General features: G+C 69.6%; 14 protein-coding genes. 10 read left to right on the top strand and 4 right to left on the bottom strand.

Going from position 1 to position 17,792, the window contains the following annotated elements; translation table 11 throughout:
* The first annotated feature begins 19 nt into the window (after positions 1–19).
* The 8 genes from ABN273_RS12580 (at position 20) to ABN273_RS12545 (ending at position 10,191) form a co-directional block, all read left to right on the top strand.
* Positions 20–991 (top strand): ABC transporter permease, encoded by a 972-nt coding sequence (locus ABN273_RS12580; RefSeq protein WP_349448904.1) that lies wholly within the window; start codon positions 20–22, stop codon positions 989–991.
* 12 nt (positions 992–1,003) lie between these two features.
* The gene (locus ABN273_RS12575; RefSeq protein WP_349448903.1) at positions 1,004–1,903 is read left to right on the top strand and encodes a carbohydrate ABC transporter permease; all 900 of its coding nucleotides are present in this window, start codon (positions 1,004–1,006) and stop codon (positions 1,901–1,903) included.
* Positions 1,900–2,520 carry a rhamnogalacturonan acetylesterase gene (locus ABN273_RS12570; RefSeq protein ID WP_349448902.1) on the top strand — a complete coding sequence of 207 codons (621 nt, stop codon included), beginning with the start codon at positions 1,900–1,902 and terminating at the stop codon, positions 2,518–2,520. The genes ABN273_RS12575 and ABN273_RS12570 overlap by 4 nt, the downstream gene beginning before the upstream one ends.
* On the top strand, positions 2,517–5,096 hold the full coding sequence (locus tag ABN273_RS12565) for an exo-rhamnogalacturonan lyase family protein (RefSeq protein ID WP_349448901.1): 2,580 nt from the start codon (positions 2,517–2,519) through the stop codon (positions 5,094–5,096). The genes ABN273_RS12570 and ABN273_RS12565 overlap by 4 nt, the downstream gene beginning before the upstream one ends.
* Before the next feature lie 114 nt (positions 5,097–5,210).
* Positions 5,211–6,809, top strand: coding sequence for an ABC-F family ATP-binding cassette domain-containing protein (locus tag ABN273_RS12560; protein ID WP_349448900.1), 1,599 nt, complete (start codon positions 5,211–5,213; stop codon positions 6,807–6,809).
* A gap of 113 nt (positions 6,810–6,922) precedes the next feature.
* Complete coding sequence (locus ABN273_RS12555; RefSeq protein ID WP_020547488.1) at positions 6,923–7,138, top strand: helix-turn-helix domain-containing protein; 216 nt, start codon at positions 6,923–6,925, stop codon at positions 7,136–7,138.
* A gap of 150 nt (positions 7,139–7,288) precedes the next feature.
* Positions 7,289–8,104 (top strand): enoyl-CoA hydratase/isomerase family protein, encoded by an 816-nt coding sequence (locus ABN273_RS12550; protein WP_349448899.1) that lies wholly within the window; start codon positions 7,289–7,291, stop codon positions 8,102–8,104.
* 200 nt (positions 8,105–8,304) lie between these two features.
* A complete protein-coding gene (locus ABN273_RS12545) occupies positions 8,305–10,191 on the top strand; it encodes an ABC transporter ATP-binding protein (RefSeq protein ID WP_349448898.1) in 1,887 nt (628 codons plus the stop codon).
* Here the strand turns inward: ABN273_RS12545 and ABN273_RS12540 are convergent.
* Positions 10,163–11,047 (bottom strand): sulfotransferase, encoded by an 885-nt coding sequence (locus tag ABN273_RS12540; protein ID WP_349448897.1) that lies wholly within the window; start codon positions 11,045–11,047, stop codon positions 10,163–10,165. The genes ABN273_RS12545 and ABN273_RS12540 overlap by 29 nt on opposite strands.
* 82 nt (positions 11,048–11,129) lie before the next feature.
* Here ABN273_RS12540 and ABN273_RS12535 point away from each other — a divergent pair, with 82 nt between their 5' ends.
* Together ABN273_RS12535 and ABN273_RS12530 are read left to right on the top strand one after the other, a co-directional pair.
* Positions 11,130–12,023 carry a S66 peptidase family protein gene (locus tag ABN273_RS12535; RefSeq protein ID WP_349448896.1) on the top strand — a complete coding sequence of 298 codons (894 nt, stop codon included), beginning with the start codon at positions 11,130–11,132 and terminating at the stop codon, positions 12,021–12,023.
* Positions 12,024–12,056: 33 nt separating this feature from the next.
* On the top strand, positions 12,057–12,926 hold the full coding sequence (locus tag ABN273_RS12530; RefSeq protein WP_349448895.1) for a hypothetical protein: 870 nt from the start codon (positions 12,057–12,059) through the stop codon (positions 12,924–12,926).
* Between the two features lie 53 nt (positions 12,927–12,979).
* On the opposite strand, the gene ABN273_RS12525 is transcribed toward ABN273_RS12530, so the two are convergent.
* The 3 genes from ABN273_RS12525 to ABN273_RS12515 form a co-directional block, all read right to left on the bottom strand.
* Complete coding sequence (locus ABN273_RS12525; RefSeq protein WP_349448894.1) at positions 12,980–15,286, bottom strand: ATP-binding cassette domain-containing protein; 2,307 nt, start codon at positions 15,284–15,286, stop codon at positions 12,980–12,982.
* A gap of 117 nt (positions 15,287–15,403) precedes the next feature.
* Positions 15,404–16,567: a pyridoxal phosphate-dependent aminotransferase gene (locus ABN273_RS12520; RefSeq protein WP_349448893.1), complete on the bottom strand. Its 1,164-nt coding sequence runs from the start codon at positions 16,565–16,567 to the stop codon at positions 15,404–15,406.
* Positions 16,568–16,624: 57 nt separating this feature from the next.
* Entirely contained in the window at positions 16,625–17,749 is a 1,125-nt protein-coding gene (locus ABN273_RS12515; protein ID WP_349448892.1) for a PP2C family protein-serine/threonine phosphatase, read from the bottom strand.
* Between the last annotated feature and the right edge of the window lie 43 nt (positions 17,750–17,792).

The following is a 17,792-nucleotide window of genomic DNA, read 5'->3' as shown; positions in this document are numbered from 1 at the left end:
TTTATGAAAGGAGGCCGCTGTGGCCACCGACCTGGCGCCGCCTCCCGCGAGGGCGGCGAGCAAGCCCGGCCGACGCCGGAGGCCTGGATTGGGCGCGTCCCTGGCGCGCTACCGCTGGCTCTACCTGATGCTCATCCCGGGCGTCGTCTACTTCGCGCTCTTCAAGTACCTGCCGATGTACGGCATCACCATCGCCTTCCAGGACTTCCTGCCGTTCCTCGGCTACTCCGGCAGCCCCTGGGTGGGCTTCAAGCACTTCCAGGATCTGTTCACCGGGCCGGACTTCGGCCGGCTGATGTTCAACACGCTGTTCCTGGCGCTCCTGACCGTGGTCTTCATCTTCCCCGCGCCGATCGTCGTCGCGCTGCTGCTGAACGAGCTGCGGGTCAACGTGCTCAAGCGTTCGGTCCAGTCGGTGATGTACATCCCGCACTTCCTGTCCTGGACGATCGTCGCGTCGCTGACGTATCTGCTGTTCTCCGCGGATTTCGGGGTGATCTCCGGATGGATCCGCGACATACTCGGCGACACCGCGAAGATCGACTACATGGCGCAGGAGGAGTGGTTCCGGCCGCTGATCATCCTGCAGCAGCTGTGGAAGCTGACCGGCTGGGGCACGATCATCTACCTGGCCGCGCTGGCCGGTGTGGATCCGCAGTTGTACGAGGCGGCGCGCATGGACGGCGCCGGCCGCTTCCGCCAGCTCTATCACGTCACGCTGCCCGCGATCCGCCCCACGATCGTCGTCATGGCCATCCTCACCTCGGGCAACCTGCTCGACACGGGCTTCGAGCAGATCTGGCTCATGACCACGTCGCTGAACCGCTCGGTGGCCGACGTGTTCGACACCTACGTCTACTACACCGGCATCACCCAGGGCGCCATCAGCTACTCCACCGCCGTCGGCCTGTTCAAGGGCGTCGTCGGCTGCATCCTGATCTTCGGCTCCAACTGGCTGGCCAAGCGCCTCGGCCAGCGTGGACTGCTCTAGGGGGCCCTGGATATGAACAGCATGAAGCACAAGAAGCTGAACACCGAATACAGCACCGTGGGCAGCCGGGTGTTCGACGTGATCAACGTCGCCATACTCGTCGGCCTGGCGCTGATCACGGTGCTGCCGCTGCTGTACGTGCTGGCGGGGTCCTTCGCGAGCGAGTCGGAGATCGCCGCGCGGCCGTTCTTCCTGTGGCCGGAGAAGTTCGTCACGGACACGTACACGTTCATCTTCTCCACCCCCACCTTCGTCCGCGCCCTGCTCACGACCATCGTCGTGACGGCGGTCGGCACGGTGGTGCAGCTGGTGCTGACGTTCAGCATGGCGTACCCGCTGGCCAAGCGGTACCTGCCGGGCCGGACGCTGGTGCTCAACCTGGTGATCTTCACGCTGGTCTTCTCCGGCGGCATGATCCCCACCTACCTGGTGGTGCGCGACCTGGGGCTGCTGGACAGCTACTGGGCGCTGATCCTGCCGCTGGCGATCAACCCGTTCTATCTGATCATCGTGAAGAGCTTCTTCCAGGAGCTGCCGCAGGCGCTGGAGGAGGCGGCGCGCATCGACGGCTGCAACGAGATGGGCGTATTCTTCAAGATCGTTCTGCCGCTGTCGAAACCGATCATCGCGACCTTCGCGCTGTTCTACGCGGTGGGCATCTGGAACGACTACATGTCGCCGCTGCTGTACATCACCGACCCTAGCAAGTGGACGCTGCAGGTCCTGGTGCGCCAGCTGACCAGCGCCGACCAGGCCGACGCGCTGGCGAACATGGACAGGACGTTCGTGCCGCCGGAGCAGGGGCTGAAGTTCGCGGTCGTGGTGATCGCGACGCTGCCGATCCTGTTCTTCTACCCGTTCCTGCAGAAGCACTTCACCAAGGGCGTGCTGATCGGGGGCGTCAAGGAGTGACCCGCGCCATCCTGCTGGCCGGTGACTCGACGGTCGCCTCGTGCCCGGCGTGGGAGGCGCCCATGTCCGGGTGGGGAGCGCAGCTCGGCGCGTACGCGGGCGAGCCCGTGCGCAACTTCGCCAAGGGCGGCGCCACCACGGCCAGCCACCGGGCCGAAGGGCTGTGGGTGGCGCTGCTGCGCGAGGCCGTGCCCGGGGACACGGTGGTGATCCAGTTCGGGCACAACGACCAGAAGGATCCCGCGATCCCGTACCAGGACAACCTGCGCGCCTTCGTCGAGGAGGCGCGCAGGGCGGGGGCGCTGGCGGTGCTCTGCACGCCGGTGCAGCGGCGCAGGTTCGACGGGGACCGGCTGGCGCCCACGCACGGTGACTATCCCGGCCGGGTGCGGGCGCTGGCCGCCGCCGAGGGCGTGCCGCTGATCGACCTGACCGCCGCCACCACCGAGCTGTACGAGCGGCTCGGCCCCGACGGCTCCAAGGCCCTGTTCACGCACTTCCCGCCCGGGCAGCACCCCCTCTACCCGGACGGGGTGGCCGATGACACCCACTTCAGCTTCCGCGGCGCCGACGAGGTGGCCGCGATCGTCGCCGAGCGACTGAAGGAGATTCGATGACGGCGCTTCGCTGGCTGGACCGACCAGGCGAGCAGGGGGTGACCTGGGGAGTCCCGTGGCCGCGTGGCGAGGTCGAGCGGGACGCGCCGTTCGCGCTGGCCGACGCGGAGGGGCGCGAGGTGCCCGTCCAGAGCTGGGTGACCGCCACCTGGCCGGACGGCTCGGTCAAGTGGTCGGCTCACGCGATCGGCGCGCAGCCGGCCGCGTACTCGTACCGGATCCAGCCGGGACGCGAGCCCGCCGCCGCGCTCACGCCCGTCACCGTCGTCCGCGAAAACGGCCTGCTCACTGTGAGCACCGGTGTGGTCACCTGGACGATCGAGGAGTCCGGCGGCACGCTGGCCCGCTCGATCTCGCGCGGGAGCCGCGAGATCGCCCGGGACGTCCGCCTGGTCAGCCTCCGCCAGAGCGAGCCCACGCCCGACGAGGGCGGCCCGGTGGCCCGTTCGCAGACCACCGGGCAGGTCGCCGCGGTCACGGTCGAGCAGGACGGGCCGGTGCGCGCCGTCGTGCGGCTGGAGGGCAGGCACGGCGGCTGGCTGCCGTTCACCGTCCGCCTGTACTTCCACGCGGGCGCCGAACAGGTGCGGATCATGCACACCTTCGTCTGGGACGGCGACCCCGAGCGCGACTTCCTGGCCGGGCTCGGGCTGCGCGCCGACGTGGTCATGCGCGACGAGCCGCACGACCGGCACGTGCGCCTGGCCGGCAGCGGCGGCTTCCTCACCGAGGCCGAGCGCGGGCTGACCGGGCTGCGCCGTGACCCCGGCGAGCCCGCACGGCGGGCGCAGGTCGAGGGCCGGCCGGCCGGCGAGATCGCCCCCGAGGTCGCCGGCCGCCTGCACCTCATCCCCGCCTGGAACGACTACACGCTCGACCAGGGCTCCGCCGACGGCTTCACCCTGCGCAAGCGCACCGCGGAAGGCCACGCCTGGGTGACGATCCCCTCGGGCACCCGCTCGGCCGGGTACGGCTACGTCGGCGGCGTCAGCGGCGGCCTCGGCTTCGGACTGCGCGACTTCTGGCGGCTGCACCCCACCCGCCTCGACATCAGGAACGCGGCCACCGACCTGGCCACCGTGACCGTCTGGATGTGGTCGCCGTCCGCGCCGGCCATGGACCTGCGCTTCTACCACGACGGCATGGGCCAGGACACGTTCGCCGAGCAGCTCGAGGGCCTGGAGATCACGTACGAGGACTACGAGCCCGGCTTCGGCGACGCCCACGGCGTGGCGCGCACGCACGAGCTGACCCTGCTCGCCCACGACGCCACGCCGCCGTCGCGCGCCCTCGCGGAGCACGCGGCCGCGCTGAACCAGCCGGGGCTGCTGGCGGTCAGCCCCTCGCGGATGCGCGAGGCCGGCGTGTTCGGCGTGTGGGAGCTGCCCGACCGCTCCACGCCCGCGCAGGCCCAGGTCGAGGACCGCCTGGACTTCCTGTTCGACCTGTACGTGCGCGAGCGCGAGCAGCGCAGGTGGTACGGCTTCTGGGACTACGGCGACGTGATGCACACCTACGACCCGGACCGCCACACCTGGCGCTACGACGTGGGCGGCTACGCCTGGGACAACTCCGAGCTCTCGCCCGACCTGTGGCTGTGGCTGCAGTACCTGCGCACGGGACGATCGGACGTCTTCCGCTTCGCCGAGTCGATGACCCGCCACACCGGCGAGGTCGACGTCTACCACGCGGGCAGGTGGAAGGGCCTGGGCACCAGGCACAACGTGCAGCACTGGGGGTGCAGCTGCAAGCAGCTGCGCATCTCCAACGCCGCCTACCGGCGCTTCTACTACTACCTGACCGCCGACGAGCGCACGGGCGACCTGCTGGACGAGCTGAGCACGCCCGAGGAGACGTTCGTGGTCATCGACCCCACGCGCAAGGTGCGCGAGGACGTCTACACCCCGGACCCGTCGGCCCTGTCGGTCGGCCTCGGCACCGACTGGGGGTCGCTGGCCGCCGCGTGGCTGACGCGGTGGGAGCGGCACGGCGACGAGCGGGCCAGAGACCGGTTGCTGGGCACGATGGCCGACATCGGGGCGCTGCCGCACGGCTTCCTCACCGGCGAGGCCAGGCTGGACCTGGCGACCGGGCGGTTCGACACCGCACGCGACAAGATCTTCGTCTCGCACCTGTCGTCGTTGTTCGGGCTGCCGGAGATGTGCGCGGAGCTGATCGCGCTCGACCTGGACGTGCCGGGGTTCGAGCAGGCATGGCTGCAGTACTGCCGGCTCTACCTCGCCACGCCCGAGCAGCAGGAGGCGGAGGTGGGGGAGCGGCTGAGCGGGATCTCGCTGATCCAGGCGCACAGCAGGCTCACCGCGTACGCGGCCGCCCGCACCGGGGACGCGGACCTGGCGGCCTGGGCGTGGCGCAAGTTCTTCGTGGACGAGGGCGACCAGCTCAACCGCAACGGGTTGCAGCGGCAGAAGGACTGGCGCCTGACCCCGGTGGACGGTCCGAACGTGCTCGTTCCCGTGCAGGAGGCGCCGTTCGTGAGCACCAATGACGCCAGCCAGTACGGCCTGGCCGCGATCCACAACCTGGCCCTGATCGGCAAGCACCTGGAGCGTTAACCAGAGGTGGGGCCCCGGGCCAGGGGCCCTACACTGATCTGTATGCATACTCCCGATTGATCTGGCGTCCCACGCCCAATCCTCCGTTTCCTAGCTCGGGAGTGTTCCGCCAACATGATCATCGCCAGTGATATCGAGCTGCGCGCAGGCGCGCGGCTGCTCATCGAGAAGGCCTCGTTCCGGGTGAACGCGGGCGACAAGATCGGGCTCGTCGGCCGCAACGGCGCGGGCAAGACGACCCTGACCAAGGTGCTGGCGGGCGAGGGCCTGCCCGCGGCCGGCGCTGTCACCACCACCGGCAGCGTGGGCTACCTCCCTCAGGACCCGCGCACCGGTGACCTGCAGGTGCTCGCCCGCGACCGCATCCTGTCGGCGCGCGGACTCGACGAGGTGCTGCGCAAGCTGCGCGAGGCCGAGCTCGGCATGTCCTCCGCCGACGACCGGACCCGGGAGAAGGCGGTCAAGCGGTACGGCAGGCTCGAGGACCAGATGCACGTCCTGGGCGGATACGCGGCCGAGGCCGAGGCGGCCTCCATCGCCTCCAGCCTCGGACTGCCGGATCGCGTGCTCTCACAGCCGTTGCAAACGCTTTCCGGGGGTCAGCGCCGGCGCGTGGAATTGGCGCGAATTCTTTTCAGCGGGGCGGAAACTCTCCTTCTAGACGAGCCGACAAACCACCTAGATGCCGACTCAATCGGGTGGCTTCGTGATTTTTTGCGATCCCATCAAGGTGGGTTGGTGATCATCAGCCACGATGTCGGTCTTCTTGAAGCGACGGTCAACAAGGTCCTGCACCTCGACGCCAACCGTTCGATGATCGATCACTACAACGTCGGCTGGAAGGCGTACCTCGCCCAGCGCGAGACCGACGAGAAGCGCAGGAAGCGCGAGCGCGCCAACGCCGAGAAACAGGCAGGTGCGCTGCTTGCACAGGCCGACAAGATGCGCGCCAAGGCCACCAAGGCCAAGGCCGCCCAGGACATGATGCGGCGTGCGCACCGGTTGTTGTCGGGCACCGAAGAAGAGCGTAAAAGCGACAAAGTGGCGCGGCTGCGCTTCCCCGAGCCGCAGCCGTGCGGGCGCACCCCGCTCACGGCCGAGGGGCTGTCCAAGTCGTACGGCTCGCTGGAGGTCTTCACCGACGTCAGCGTGGCCATCGACCGAGGTCACCGGGTCGTCATCCTCGGCCTGAACGGCGCGGGGAAGACCACGCTGCTGCGCCTGCTCGGCGGCATCGAGAAGGCCGACACGGGCGAGGTCCGTCCCGGTCACGGCCTCAAGATCGGTTACTACGCACAGGAGCACGAGACCCTCGACCCCGCCCGCACCTTGCTGGAGAACATGCAGTCGGCCGGCGGCCAGTTCACCGACACCGAGCTGCGCAAGGTGCTCGGCTCGTTCCTGTTCACGGGCGACGACGTCGACAAGCCCGCTGGGGTGCTGTCGGGTGGTGAGAAGACCCGGCTGGCGCTGGCGATCCTGGTGCTCTCGAGCGCCAATGTCCTCCTTCTCGACGAGCCCACGAACAACCTCGATCCGGTCAGTCGCGAGCAAGTTCTCAATGCTCTGAGGTCGTATTCAGGAGCAATCGTCCTAGTCACACATGACGAGGGTGCCGTTGACGCCCTGTCACCGGATAGGGTGATCTTGCTACCTGACGGAACTGAAGACGCATGGAGCGACGAATTTTCCGATCTTGTGGCACTTGCCTGATCTTAATTTGAGTGGGTACGGATCTTTTCCCGTGGAGTAGGTAGCCGATCCCGCTGAAATGACTGATCATGGCGGAGTAACGCTGCGGAAGTCCGGCACTACAGGAGGTACTCGTGGCCGAGACACTGAAGAAGGGCACCCGGGTCACCGGGGCCGACCGGGAAAAACTGGCCGGCGATCTCAAGAAGCGCTACGCCGCGGGTGAGAGCATCCGCGCCCTGGCCGCTTCGACCGGTCGGTCTTACGGGTTCATCCACCGCATCCTGAGCGAGTCCGGTGTGACTCTGCGCGGGCGCGGCGGGGCGACCCGAGGCAAGTCCAAGCGCTGACGGCCGCCTCGGAACGTGCGACCGCAGCCGCCCGTCCCAAGTCAGCCATCCGTCGCGCCCGGGCCAGAACGATGTTCTGTAGGCTCGGGCGCGACGGTCAGCATTCTGGGCGCGCACTCCTTGCGCGACCAGGACTGAAGGGAGCGGGCGATGGCGGAAGCGCAGGCGCGACAGCGCGGGGGGTATGCGGATGAGGTCTCCGTTGCGGCGGAGAGCGGAGTCCGCTTCGAGGTGGACGGTGAGATAGCGACGATCACGCTGGACCGGCCGGAAAAGCGGAACGCGCAGACGTTCGCGACATGGTCGGCGCTGGCTCGGATCGGCGAGAGCCTGCCCGAGCAGGTGCGCGTAGTCGTCGTGAAAGGTGAGGGACCGTCCTTCTCGGCAGGGATCGACCTGCGAATGTTCACATCTGAGGGGGTGCCCGGACAGGGCTCGTTCGGTTCGGCGGCCAAGAGCGACGACGCAACCTTCGAGCAGCGCATCCGGCAGGCACAGGCGGGTTTCCTGTGGCTGCGCCGCCCGGAGATCGTTTCCATCGCCGCAGTGCAGGGGCACGCGATCGGTGCGGGGTTCCAGCTCGCGCTCGCCTGTGATCTGCGGCTCGTGGCCGATGATGTTTCTTTCTGCATGAAGGAGCCCGCACTGGGCCTGGTGCCCGACCTGACGGGGACGAAGCCCCTGGTCGAGCTGGTGGGACTGGCCAAGGCGATCGACATCTGCCTGACCGCCAGGACCGTGCACGCGGACGAGGCCATGCGCATCGGCCTCGCCGAGCAAGTGGTCGTCGGGGGCGACCTGGATCAAGCAGTACGAGACAAGATCGCGCAGCTGCTGTCCGTGAACCGGGATGCGGCGGTTGCGACGAAGCGACTCCTCCAGGGGGCGCGCGGTCGCACCCTGGAGGAGCAGAGCATCGCCGAGGGCCTTGAACAGGCGGCCCGCATCAAGGCCCTCTTCGGCTGACCCGCTCGGCGGTGTCCCGGACTCGCCGTCGTCCGGCGGGGGCGCGGCGCTGGACAGTCGCGGGCCGCCGTCGTGGCGTCCGGCCCATTGGACGCGCCAGGGATGGAGGGCGCGGCACCGGGCAGTTTCGCGGTGAGCGGACGGGGGAATCGCCAGCCGCGATCGCGGCGCTGACTCCGGGGGAGGAGGGGATCCCCCGTATGACGATGATGGGAGGGGGCTTCGGCCCCCACGTGATGGCGTCGCTGCGGCGCGACGGCTCGGTGACCAAGCAGCGGCTGCGACCCGGCACGGTCCGGCGCATCGCGCGCTACGCCGGGCCGTACCGCACGCATATCGTCGCGTTCCTGCTGCTCGTCGTGGCCGGCGCGGTGATCGTGATCGCCAACCCGCTGCTGATGAAGGCGATCATCGACGACGGCATCCTGGCCGGGCGGCCGGGCGTCGTGGTCTGGCTGGCCGTGACGATCGCCGCGCTGGCGCTGGTGGACGCCGGGCTGACGCTGGTGCAGCGGTGGTTCTCGGCACGCATCGGCGAGGGCCTGATCTACGACCTGCGCACCGAGGTGTTCGACCACGTGCAGCGCATGCCGGTCGCGTTCTTCATGAGAGCCCAGACCGGCGCGCTGGTCAGCAGGCTCAACACCGACGTGATCGGCGCGCAGCGGGCGCTGACGAGCACCCTGTCGTCCGTGGTCTCCAACGTGGTCAGCCTGGTCCTCGTGCTGGGCGCGATGTTCGCGCTGTCGTGGCAGGTGACGCTGGTCGCGCTGGTGCTGCTGCCGATCTTCATCGTGCCGGCCAAGTTCGTCGGGCGGCGCATGTCGGCGCTGACCCGCGAGCAGATGCAGCTCGACGCCGAGATGAGCTCGGTGACCACCGAGCGGTTCAACGTGGCCGGCGCCATGGTCGCCAAGCTCTACGGCCGTCCGGAGGACGACGCCGAGGTGTTCGGCCGCAGGGCCGCCAGGGTGCGCAACGTGGGCGTGACGGTCGGCATGTACGGCACCGTGTTCAGGGTCGCGCTCGGGCTCGTCGCCGCGCTGGCCACGGCCCTGGTGTACGGCATCGGCGGCGTGCTGTCGGTCTCCGGCGTCTTCGAGCTGGGCACGCTGGTGGCGCTGGCCGCCCTCCTGATGCGCCTGTACGGCCCGCTCACGTCCCTGTCCAACGTGCACGTCGACGTGATGACCGCCCTCGTGAGCTTCGACCGGGTCTTCGAGATCCTCGACCTCAAGCCCATGGTGGCGGAGAAGCCCGGCGCCACCCCGATTCCCGGCGGGCCCGTGACCATCGAGTTCGACGACGTGCGCTTCCGCTACCCGGCCGCCGAGGAGGTCTCGCTGGCCTCTCTGGAGTCGGTGGCCAGGCAGGACACCGGCCCGTCGTACCCCGTGCTCAAGGGCATCTCGTTCACGGCCGCGCCCGGCCGGCTCGTCGCCCTGGTCGGGCACTCGGGCGCGGGCAAGACCACCATCACGTCACTGGTGTCCCGCCTGTACGACGTCAACGAGGGCGCGGTCCGGATCAACGGGCTCGACGTGCGCGAGGCCACCCTCGACTCCCTGCGCGACACCGTCGGAGTGGTCATGCAGGACGCTCATCTCTTCCATGACACGATCGGAGCCAACCTCCGGTACGCCAGACCTGGGGCCACAGATGAGGAGGTCTGGGAGGCTCTCAGGGCCGCGCAGATAGGTGACCTCGTCGAGAGCCTGCCCGACCAGCTCGAGACGGTCGTCGGCGACCGCGGTTACCGCCTGTCCGGGGGCGAGAAGCAGCGCCTCGCGCTGGCCAGGCTGCTGCTCAAGGCGCCCCGCGTGGTCGTGCTCGACGAGGCCACCGCCCACCTCGACTCGGAGTCGGAGGCGGCCGTGCAGGTGGCGCTGAAGACCGCGCTGGAGGGCCGCACCTCGCTGGTGATCGCGCACCGGCTCTCCACGATCAGGGAGGCCGACGAGATCCTCGTGATCCACGAGGGCCGCATCGCCGAGCGCGGACGCCACGAGGAGCTGCTGGCCCGCGGCGGCCTCTATGCCGAGCTCTACCGCACCCAGTTCACTTCTTCTGGTAGCCCAGCCGCTTGAGCTCCTCCCTGGCCACCTTCTCCACCAGCTCCAGGTCGGCCGGCCTGAGCTTGGTGCGCCAGGCGCCGACCTTGGGGACGCCGGTGTCGTACAGGACCACCTTGGACACCCGCGTCTCCAGGAACTCCGCCAGCGTGGCCACCGACTGCGCCGGCTTCTGCACCAGGTCCTCGTAGCGCAGCGTCAGGAGCTGCTCCTCGGGCAGCGTCCTGCGCAGCTCAGCGCTCAGGCGCACGGCGCTGCGCCAGCGCAGCGCGCTCTTGCCCGCCGCCGGCATGCCCTTCCACCGGTCCAGGTGCTCGTCCTTGTTGACGCCGAGGAACGCGTTGGGGAACTCGGTCTCCTCCGACAACATCGCCGGCTTGAACCAGGCCAGGCACGCGGGATCGCCGAGCATGCCGGCCACCACGTCCCTGCCGTCGCGGATGAGCTGGACGAACCGGGCGTCGGGAAAGGCCTGGAGCAGCACGGGAGCGCTGTAGATCAGGTCGGGGCTGCCGTCGCCGAACCTGGTGATCTCGTTCGTGGACACGCAGGGGCCGGTCCCCGTGACGCCGCCCGCATCCCTGCACGACTCGGCGCACCAGCCGCAGGATCCGGGCAGCACCTGCCACGACTCGGCGAGCGCGTCACGCATGACGCGCACGGCGCCGGAGGTCTGGCCGATGGACGGCTTGCGGGCGAAGGCGTACACCACGTGCGCCACGCTCGCGCGGCCCATCGTCACGTGGAAGCCAGGAGATCGTTTCAGGGCGCGGGCGAGCAGGTCCGTGCCGGAGTGCGGCGCTCCGACCAGGAAGACCGGCCGGCGGACCTTGATGCCGTTGACAACGAGTATGTGGGGCGGAAGTCGCATACTGGACGACAAGTGTGACACCGTTTTCCACGTGGATGAGCCAATCGTTTCCCCCCGAACGAGCCAATCGAGGAGTTGATCGATGCGACCCGGTGACACCGTCGCGGTCGTCTCGCCGTCGGGCCCGCCCAACGCGGTGCTGCTCAGGCGCGGCGTCGAGCGCCTGGAGGGCCTCGGGCTGAAGGTCGTGACCGGCGCGCACGCGCTCGACCGCCAGCGGCTCGACTACCTGGCGGGCGACGACGCCGCCAGGGCCGCCGACCTGCAGGCCGCCTGGTGCGACCCGGCCGTCTCCGCGGTGTTCTGCTGCAGGGGCGGGTACGGCGCCGCCAGGCTCCTGGACCTGCTCGACTGGAACGCCATGCGGGCGGCGGGGCCCAAGATCCTCATCGGGTCGAGCGACATCACGGCGCTGCACAACGCGTTCGCCGCCGAGCTGGGCGTGGCCACGCTGCACGGGCCGATGCCGGCCTGCGACATCCTGGCCGGCGAGCAGGGGCCCGAGCCGCGCAGCTGGCAGAGCCTGCAGGCGGCGCTGTCCGGCGCGCAGGAGCCGGTCCAGGGCGAGCGGGTGCTGGTCCAGGGGCGGGCCGAGGGCGTGCTCGCCGGCGGCAACCTGTCGCTGCTCGCCTCGATGTGCGGCACGCGGTGGCAGCCGTCGTTCGCGGGGAAGCTCGCGTTCCTGGAGGACATCGGGGAGGAGCCGTACCGGATCGACCGCATGCTCACCCAGCTCCTGCAGTCGGGAGCGCTCGACGGGGTGCGCGGGATCGCGCTGGGCTCGTGGGTGGATTGCGGCGACCCGTACGCGGTGCTCGAAGACCGGCTCGGCGGGCTCGGGGTTCCGGTTTTGGCCGGACTGCCGGTGGGGCACGGGTCACCGCAGATGAGCGTGTGGCTGGGGAGACTTGGGGTTATCGATACCGAATCGTGCTCCCTAGCTGCCATTGTCGGTGATGGGGAGCAGGCAAGGTAGAAGGGACGAATCCGACAGAAAGGGACATGGCGCGTGAGCTTTTTCAGGCGACACCGAGAGCCCTCACGCCGGCCGGTCGAGGACGTCGATCTCGACTCGCTGCTCGCGCTCGTCGCCGAATCCCTCGGATACTCCTTCGAGTTCGCCCGTGACGGCGGCTCCGTGACGCTCAGGGGCGACATGGAGCTGGTCGTCAGGCTCACGGGGCTGCGCCGCGAGGCGGGGCGCAGGGCCAGGGAGGACTGGCCCATGCTGGTCTCCGAGCACCTCTCGCACGCCGTGGCGACCGCGGGGGAGCGGCTGGACGTCTGCGACCTGGAGCAGGCCGGGCCGCTGATCCGGACCCGCGTCGAGGCCGTGGACGAGGTGGCCGACCTGACCCGCGTGGTGGGCCGCCACCTCAGCGCCGACCTGGTGGAGCTGCTGTTCGTGGGCTCGCGCGCCGTGCGGCCCGAGCAGGCCGGGTGCTGGCCGGTGCCCACCGCGCGGGCGCTCGAGCTGGCCGTCGCGAACGTCCGCCGCGAGGAGCGGCTGGAGGTCGAGTCCATCGAGCTGTCGGGCACGCCGGTGACCCGGCTGACCGCCATGACCCCGTCGGCCGCCACTCATCTGCGGTGGCTGGGCGACTACCTTCCCGTTCCCGCCGACGGGGTGCTCGTGGTGCTGCCCGACCCGTACACGCTGCTCGTGCACCCGGTGGACGGGATCGGCGTGGTACGCGCCATCGAGCGGCTGCGGATCCACGCGGTGCGCACGGGCGGGCTCAGCTCGCAGGTGTACTGGTGGCACGAGGGGCGGCTGACGCACATCAAGGCCGACATCGTCGCGCGGCAGGGCCAGACCCGGCTCGTGGTGACGCCCCCGCCGGAGTTCGCCCGCGTCCTGGCGCGCCTCGCCGTCTGACGGCTGCGGTCTCGCGCGCGGTCCGGCGCGCGCACGAGACCGGACAGCCGGGATCAGGGCCGGTTCACGTAGTCGCGCAGGTGGATCGCCGTGAGTGAGGTGCCGTCGGCGACCAGCTCGCCGGGGGTGCCGGAGAAGACCACCTGGCCGCCGTCGTGACCGGCTCCAGGGCCGAGATCGATGATCCAGTCGGCGTGGGCCATCACGGCCTGGTGGTGCTCGATCACGATGACCGTGTTGCCGTCGTCCACCAGGCGGTCGAGCAGCGCCAGGAGCTGGTCCACGTCCGCCAGGTGCAGGCCCGTGGTGGGCTCGTCCAGCACGTACGTGGTGCCGTTCTTGGCCATGTGGATGGCGAGCTTGAGCCGCTGCCGCTCACCGCCCGACAGCGTGGTGAGCGGCTGGCCCAGGCCCAGGTAGCCGAGGCCGACCGCGACCAGGCGGTCGAGGATCGTGCGGGCCTGCCGTTCGGTGAAGAACTCGCGGGCCTCGGCCACCGGCATGGCGAGCACCTCGCTGATGTCCTTGCCGCGCAGCTGGTACGTCAGCACCTCCGGCGTGAACCGCTTGCCCTCGCACTGCTCGCACACCGAGGCCACCCCGGCCATCATCGCCAGATCCGTGTAGATCAGGCCGATGCCCTTGCACGCCGGGCAGGCGCCCTCGGAATTGGCGCTGAACAGGCCCGGCTTGACCCCGTTGGCCTTGGCGAACGCCGCGCGGACCGGGTCGAGCAGCCCGGTGTAGGTGGCCGGGTTGCTCCTGCGCGAGCCGCGGATCGGCGACTGGTCGGCCACGACCACGCCCTCGCGGCCCGCGACGTACCCGTGGATCAGCGAGCTCTTGCCCGAGCCGGCCACGCCGGTGACCACGGTGAGCACGCCGAGCGGGATGTCCACGCGCACGTCGCGCAGGTTGTGCAGCGTGGCGCCCTCGATCGACAGGTGCCCGGACGGCTCCCGGAACTTCTCCCGCAGGTGGACCCGGTGGCCGAGGTAGCGGCCGGTCAGCGTGTCAGAGGCACGCAGCCCGTCCAGGTCGCCCGCGAAGCAGATCCGTCCCCCGGCCGTGCCCGCGCCGGGGCCCAGATCGACCACGTGGTCGGCGATCTCGATCAGCTCCGGCTTGTGCTCGACCACGAGCACCGTGTTGCCCTTGTCGCGGAGCTGGAGCAGCAGGTTGTTCATCCGCTGGATGTCGTGCGGGTGCAGCCCGGCCGTCGGCTCGTCGAAGACGTAGGTGACGTCGGTGAGGCTGGAGTTGAGATGCCGCACCATCTTCACCCGCTGCGCCTCGCCGCCCGACAGCGTGCCGGACTCCCGGTCCAGGCTCAGGTATCCGAGACCGATCTCCACCAGCGAGTCCAGCGTCGACAGCAGCCCCTCCAGCACCGGGCCGACCGCCGGGTTGCCGATGCCGCGGACGAAGCCGGTCAGGTCGTTGATCTGCATGGCCGCGCACTCGGCGATGTTGAGCCCCTCGATCCTGGCCGAGCGGGCAGCCTCGTTGAGGCGGGAGCCGCCGCAGGAGGGGCAGACGGTCAGTTTGATCGCCCGCTCGGCGAACGCCCGCGCCGCCGGCTGCATCGACTCCAGGTCCTTGCCGAGGTAGGTCCGCCTGACCTTGCCTGCCAGCCCCTCGTAGGTGAAGTTGTTGGTGCCGTACTTGAGCTTGACGGGCGGCTTGTGGAGGAAGTCCGCCCACTGCTCGGGGGTGAAGTCCTTCAGCTTGACGGCGGGGTCGTACAGGCCGGAGCCGGCCATGACCTGCCACTGCCAGCTGTCCACGGGGAACCCCGGGACCTTGATCGCCCCTTCGTTCAGCGACAGCTCTCTGTCGACCAGCGCGTCCACGTCGATCTCTGACGCCTTGCCCAGCCCCTCGCACTGCGGGCACATGCCCTCGGCCCGGTTGAAGCTGAAGGCGTAGGCGGGGCCGGCGTAGGGCTCGCCGATCCGGCTGAACATGATCCGCAGCATGGTGTGGGCGTCGGTGGCGGTGCCCACGGTGGAGCGGGGGTTGGCGCCCATCCGCTCCTGGTCCACGATGATCGCCGCGCTGAGGTTGTGCAGCGCGTCGACGTCGGGACGGGCCAGGCTCGGCATGAACGACTGGATGAACGCCGTGTAGGTCTCGTCGATCAGCCGGCGCGACTCCGCGGCGATCGTGTCGAAGACGAGCGAGGACTTGCCGGAGCCGGACACTCCGGTGAACACGGTGAGGCGGCGCTTGGGGAGGTCGAGGGAGACGCCCTTGAGATTGTTCTCCCTGGCGCCGCGGACCTGGATGAGGTCGTGGCTGTCGGCGGCGGTGTGATCGCGGTGCTGAATGGTGCTGGCCTGGCGGCTGGAGACGGCCACGGAACCCTTCCTCGTCTGAATTTTCATGCCGTACGGGGGAAAGCCGGGACAGCCTACAACCCGTCCCGGACATTTCTGTGGTTCCGTACATCGTACCGTACGGCATACGGTGAAGGTTCAGGCCGACAGAGGGTTGACGTGCCGATGGTGCAGTCCGATCACGGGGATCTCGTGGAGACTGCCCGAGTACAGGAACTGCGTCATGCCGATGAGCAGGCGCCGCACGTCGTCCTGCGGCCGCACGACCAGGCGGATGAACTGGCTCGTCGTGCCCAGTTTGTTGCCGCACTCGCGGACGTAGACGCCGTGCTCGGTGAGCAGGTGGTCGCGCAGCGGCACCCCGTCGTACCCGGGCGGCAGCTTGATCAGCAGGAAGTTGCCCTGCGAGGCGAACACCGACAGCCCCGGCATGGTGCTGAGCTGCTGGAACATGGCCCGCCTGTCGTGGCCGACCCGCTTGAGGCTGTCCTGGTACTCGGGCATGAACTGCCGCATCATGAACACCACGACCTCGGCGAACGAGTTCAGGTTCCACTTGGGCAGGGCGTCGCGCACGCGGGCGGCCAGCGCCGGGTTCGCGACCAGGTAGCCGAAGCGGATGCCGTGCAGGCCGAAGTTCTTGCCCAGGCTGCGCAGCACGATCACGTTCGGCCGGACCGCCGCCTCCGCCGCCAGCCCCGGGTACGGCTCGGCGTCCACGAAGTCGCCGAACGACTCGTCCACGATCACCAGGTCCAGGTCGATCAGCTCGTCGAGCAGGCGCAGGACCTCGTGCTTGGGCAGGTAGCCGCCGTCGGGGTTGTTGGGGTTGCAGATCACCGCCACCCGGGAGCCGCGCATCCGGATGAACGAGACGTAGTCGCTCACGTCCAGCGCGAAGTTGCGGCTCTCCAGCAACGGGTACATGTCCACCCGCTTGCCCGTCTCCAGTGGCTGGTCGGTCCAGCGGCCGAAGGTGGGGATGGGCACCGCCAGGCTCTCGCGCACCAGCAGGTGGTCGATCCAGGTGATCAGCTCGGTCGACCCGTTGCCCATGGCGACCGTCTTGGGGTGGAGCCCGAGCGTGGCGCAGAGCTCCTCGGTGATCGTGCCCGCGTCGCTCGGATAGAACTTGAGGATCGTCTCCAGGTTCCTCCCGAGATGCTCAAATATGTCCGGAGTTGGAAAGTATGGGTTGCACGGAATGCAGAAGTCGACCGGTGCGCGCTCTCCCGACGAGGCGCGCATCAGTGAGAAGTACGACGGGCTGTGCGCCTGTGCCCGCAAGAGGCTGAGCTCCACGACACCTCCATGGAACATGTCCGATGTGTGTAGGTACGCGCCGTCGCAGAGGCCGGTTCATGATGTTGTACGGGTGTCCCGCGGCCCGTCGTCCTGCACCTGCCGCCTGCGCAAGGTGACGATCGCGATGTCGTCGCGCGGGTCCGTCCCGGTGAAGGCCCGCACGTCGGCGCCGAGTGCCTGGGCGAGCCTGCCGGGCGGGTCGGGCGCCCACGCGCGCAGGCGCTCGGCCAGCGGGTAGAAGTCGCCCGCGGGGTCGCGGGCCTCGGTGACGCCGTCGGTGCACAGCACCAGCGTCGCGCCCGGCGGGAACACGAACCGCGTGCTGGTCCGCGGCTCCGTGGTCAGCGCGGCCACGCCGAGCGGCACGGACGGCTCCCCGAGGCTCACCTGCCGCGCGACGCCGCCGTGGATCATGTAGGGAGCGATGTGCCCGCAGTCCACCGCTTCGACCTCCAGCCCCGTGCCGATGTCGAGCAGCAGGGCGGTGACCAGGCGCTCCGGCTCCCCGGTGGTGGCGGCGAACGTGTTCTGCCGGACCACGGAGTTCTCCAGCGCCTCGACGACGCCGTTCAGGGTCTCCTCGCGGTAGGCGGCCTCCCTGAACGACCCCAGCACCGCCAGCGCGGTCCCGATCGCGGGCAGCCCCTTGCCCTGCACGTCGGCGATGAGCACCCGGGTGCCTTGCGGGGAGACGGCCACCTCGTACATGTCGCCGCCCACCATCGGCTCCTCCTGCACCGGCTGGTAGAGGCCGTCGACGACCACGTCGGCGGTGCCCAGCGGCAGCGGGCGCACGATCAGCCGCTGCAGGACGGAGGCCGCCGAACGCAGCCGGCGCACCTCCTCCTCGCGCCGCACGCGGTAGCGGCAGCCGAGCACGGCCAGCGCCCCGAAGATGGCGGTGAATCCGCCCGCCAGCAGGTTGTCGTCCAGTTCGCCGCCCAGGTAGGTGGTGATCCCGGCCGCCACCAGAACCACCCACACCGACGCGACGGCCGTCTGTCGCACCGTGCCCAGCCCGGCGATGATCGCGGGCAGGAAGATCAGCAGCGGGAACAGCCGCACCGCCGTGCCCGAGAGGATGTCCAGGGCGGCCACCGTCGCGGTGATGACGACCAGCCCGGCGGCGAAAACGGGCGTGGAGAGATAGGGCCCTTCGCGTCCCCCGCCTTCCGTCACGAGTCCTTCATCCCCCGCCGGGGAAAAGCGTAACGACCGTTTT

Source organism: Nonomuraea sp. B19D2 (assembly GCF_040137845.1).
In the GTDB taxonomy this organism is placed as follows: Bacteria; Actinomycetota; Actinomycetes; order Streptosporangiales; family Streptosporangiaceae; genus Nonomuraea.
This window is presented reverse-complemented; position numbering and strand designations above follow the sequence as displayed.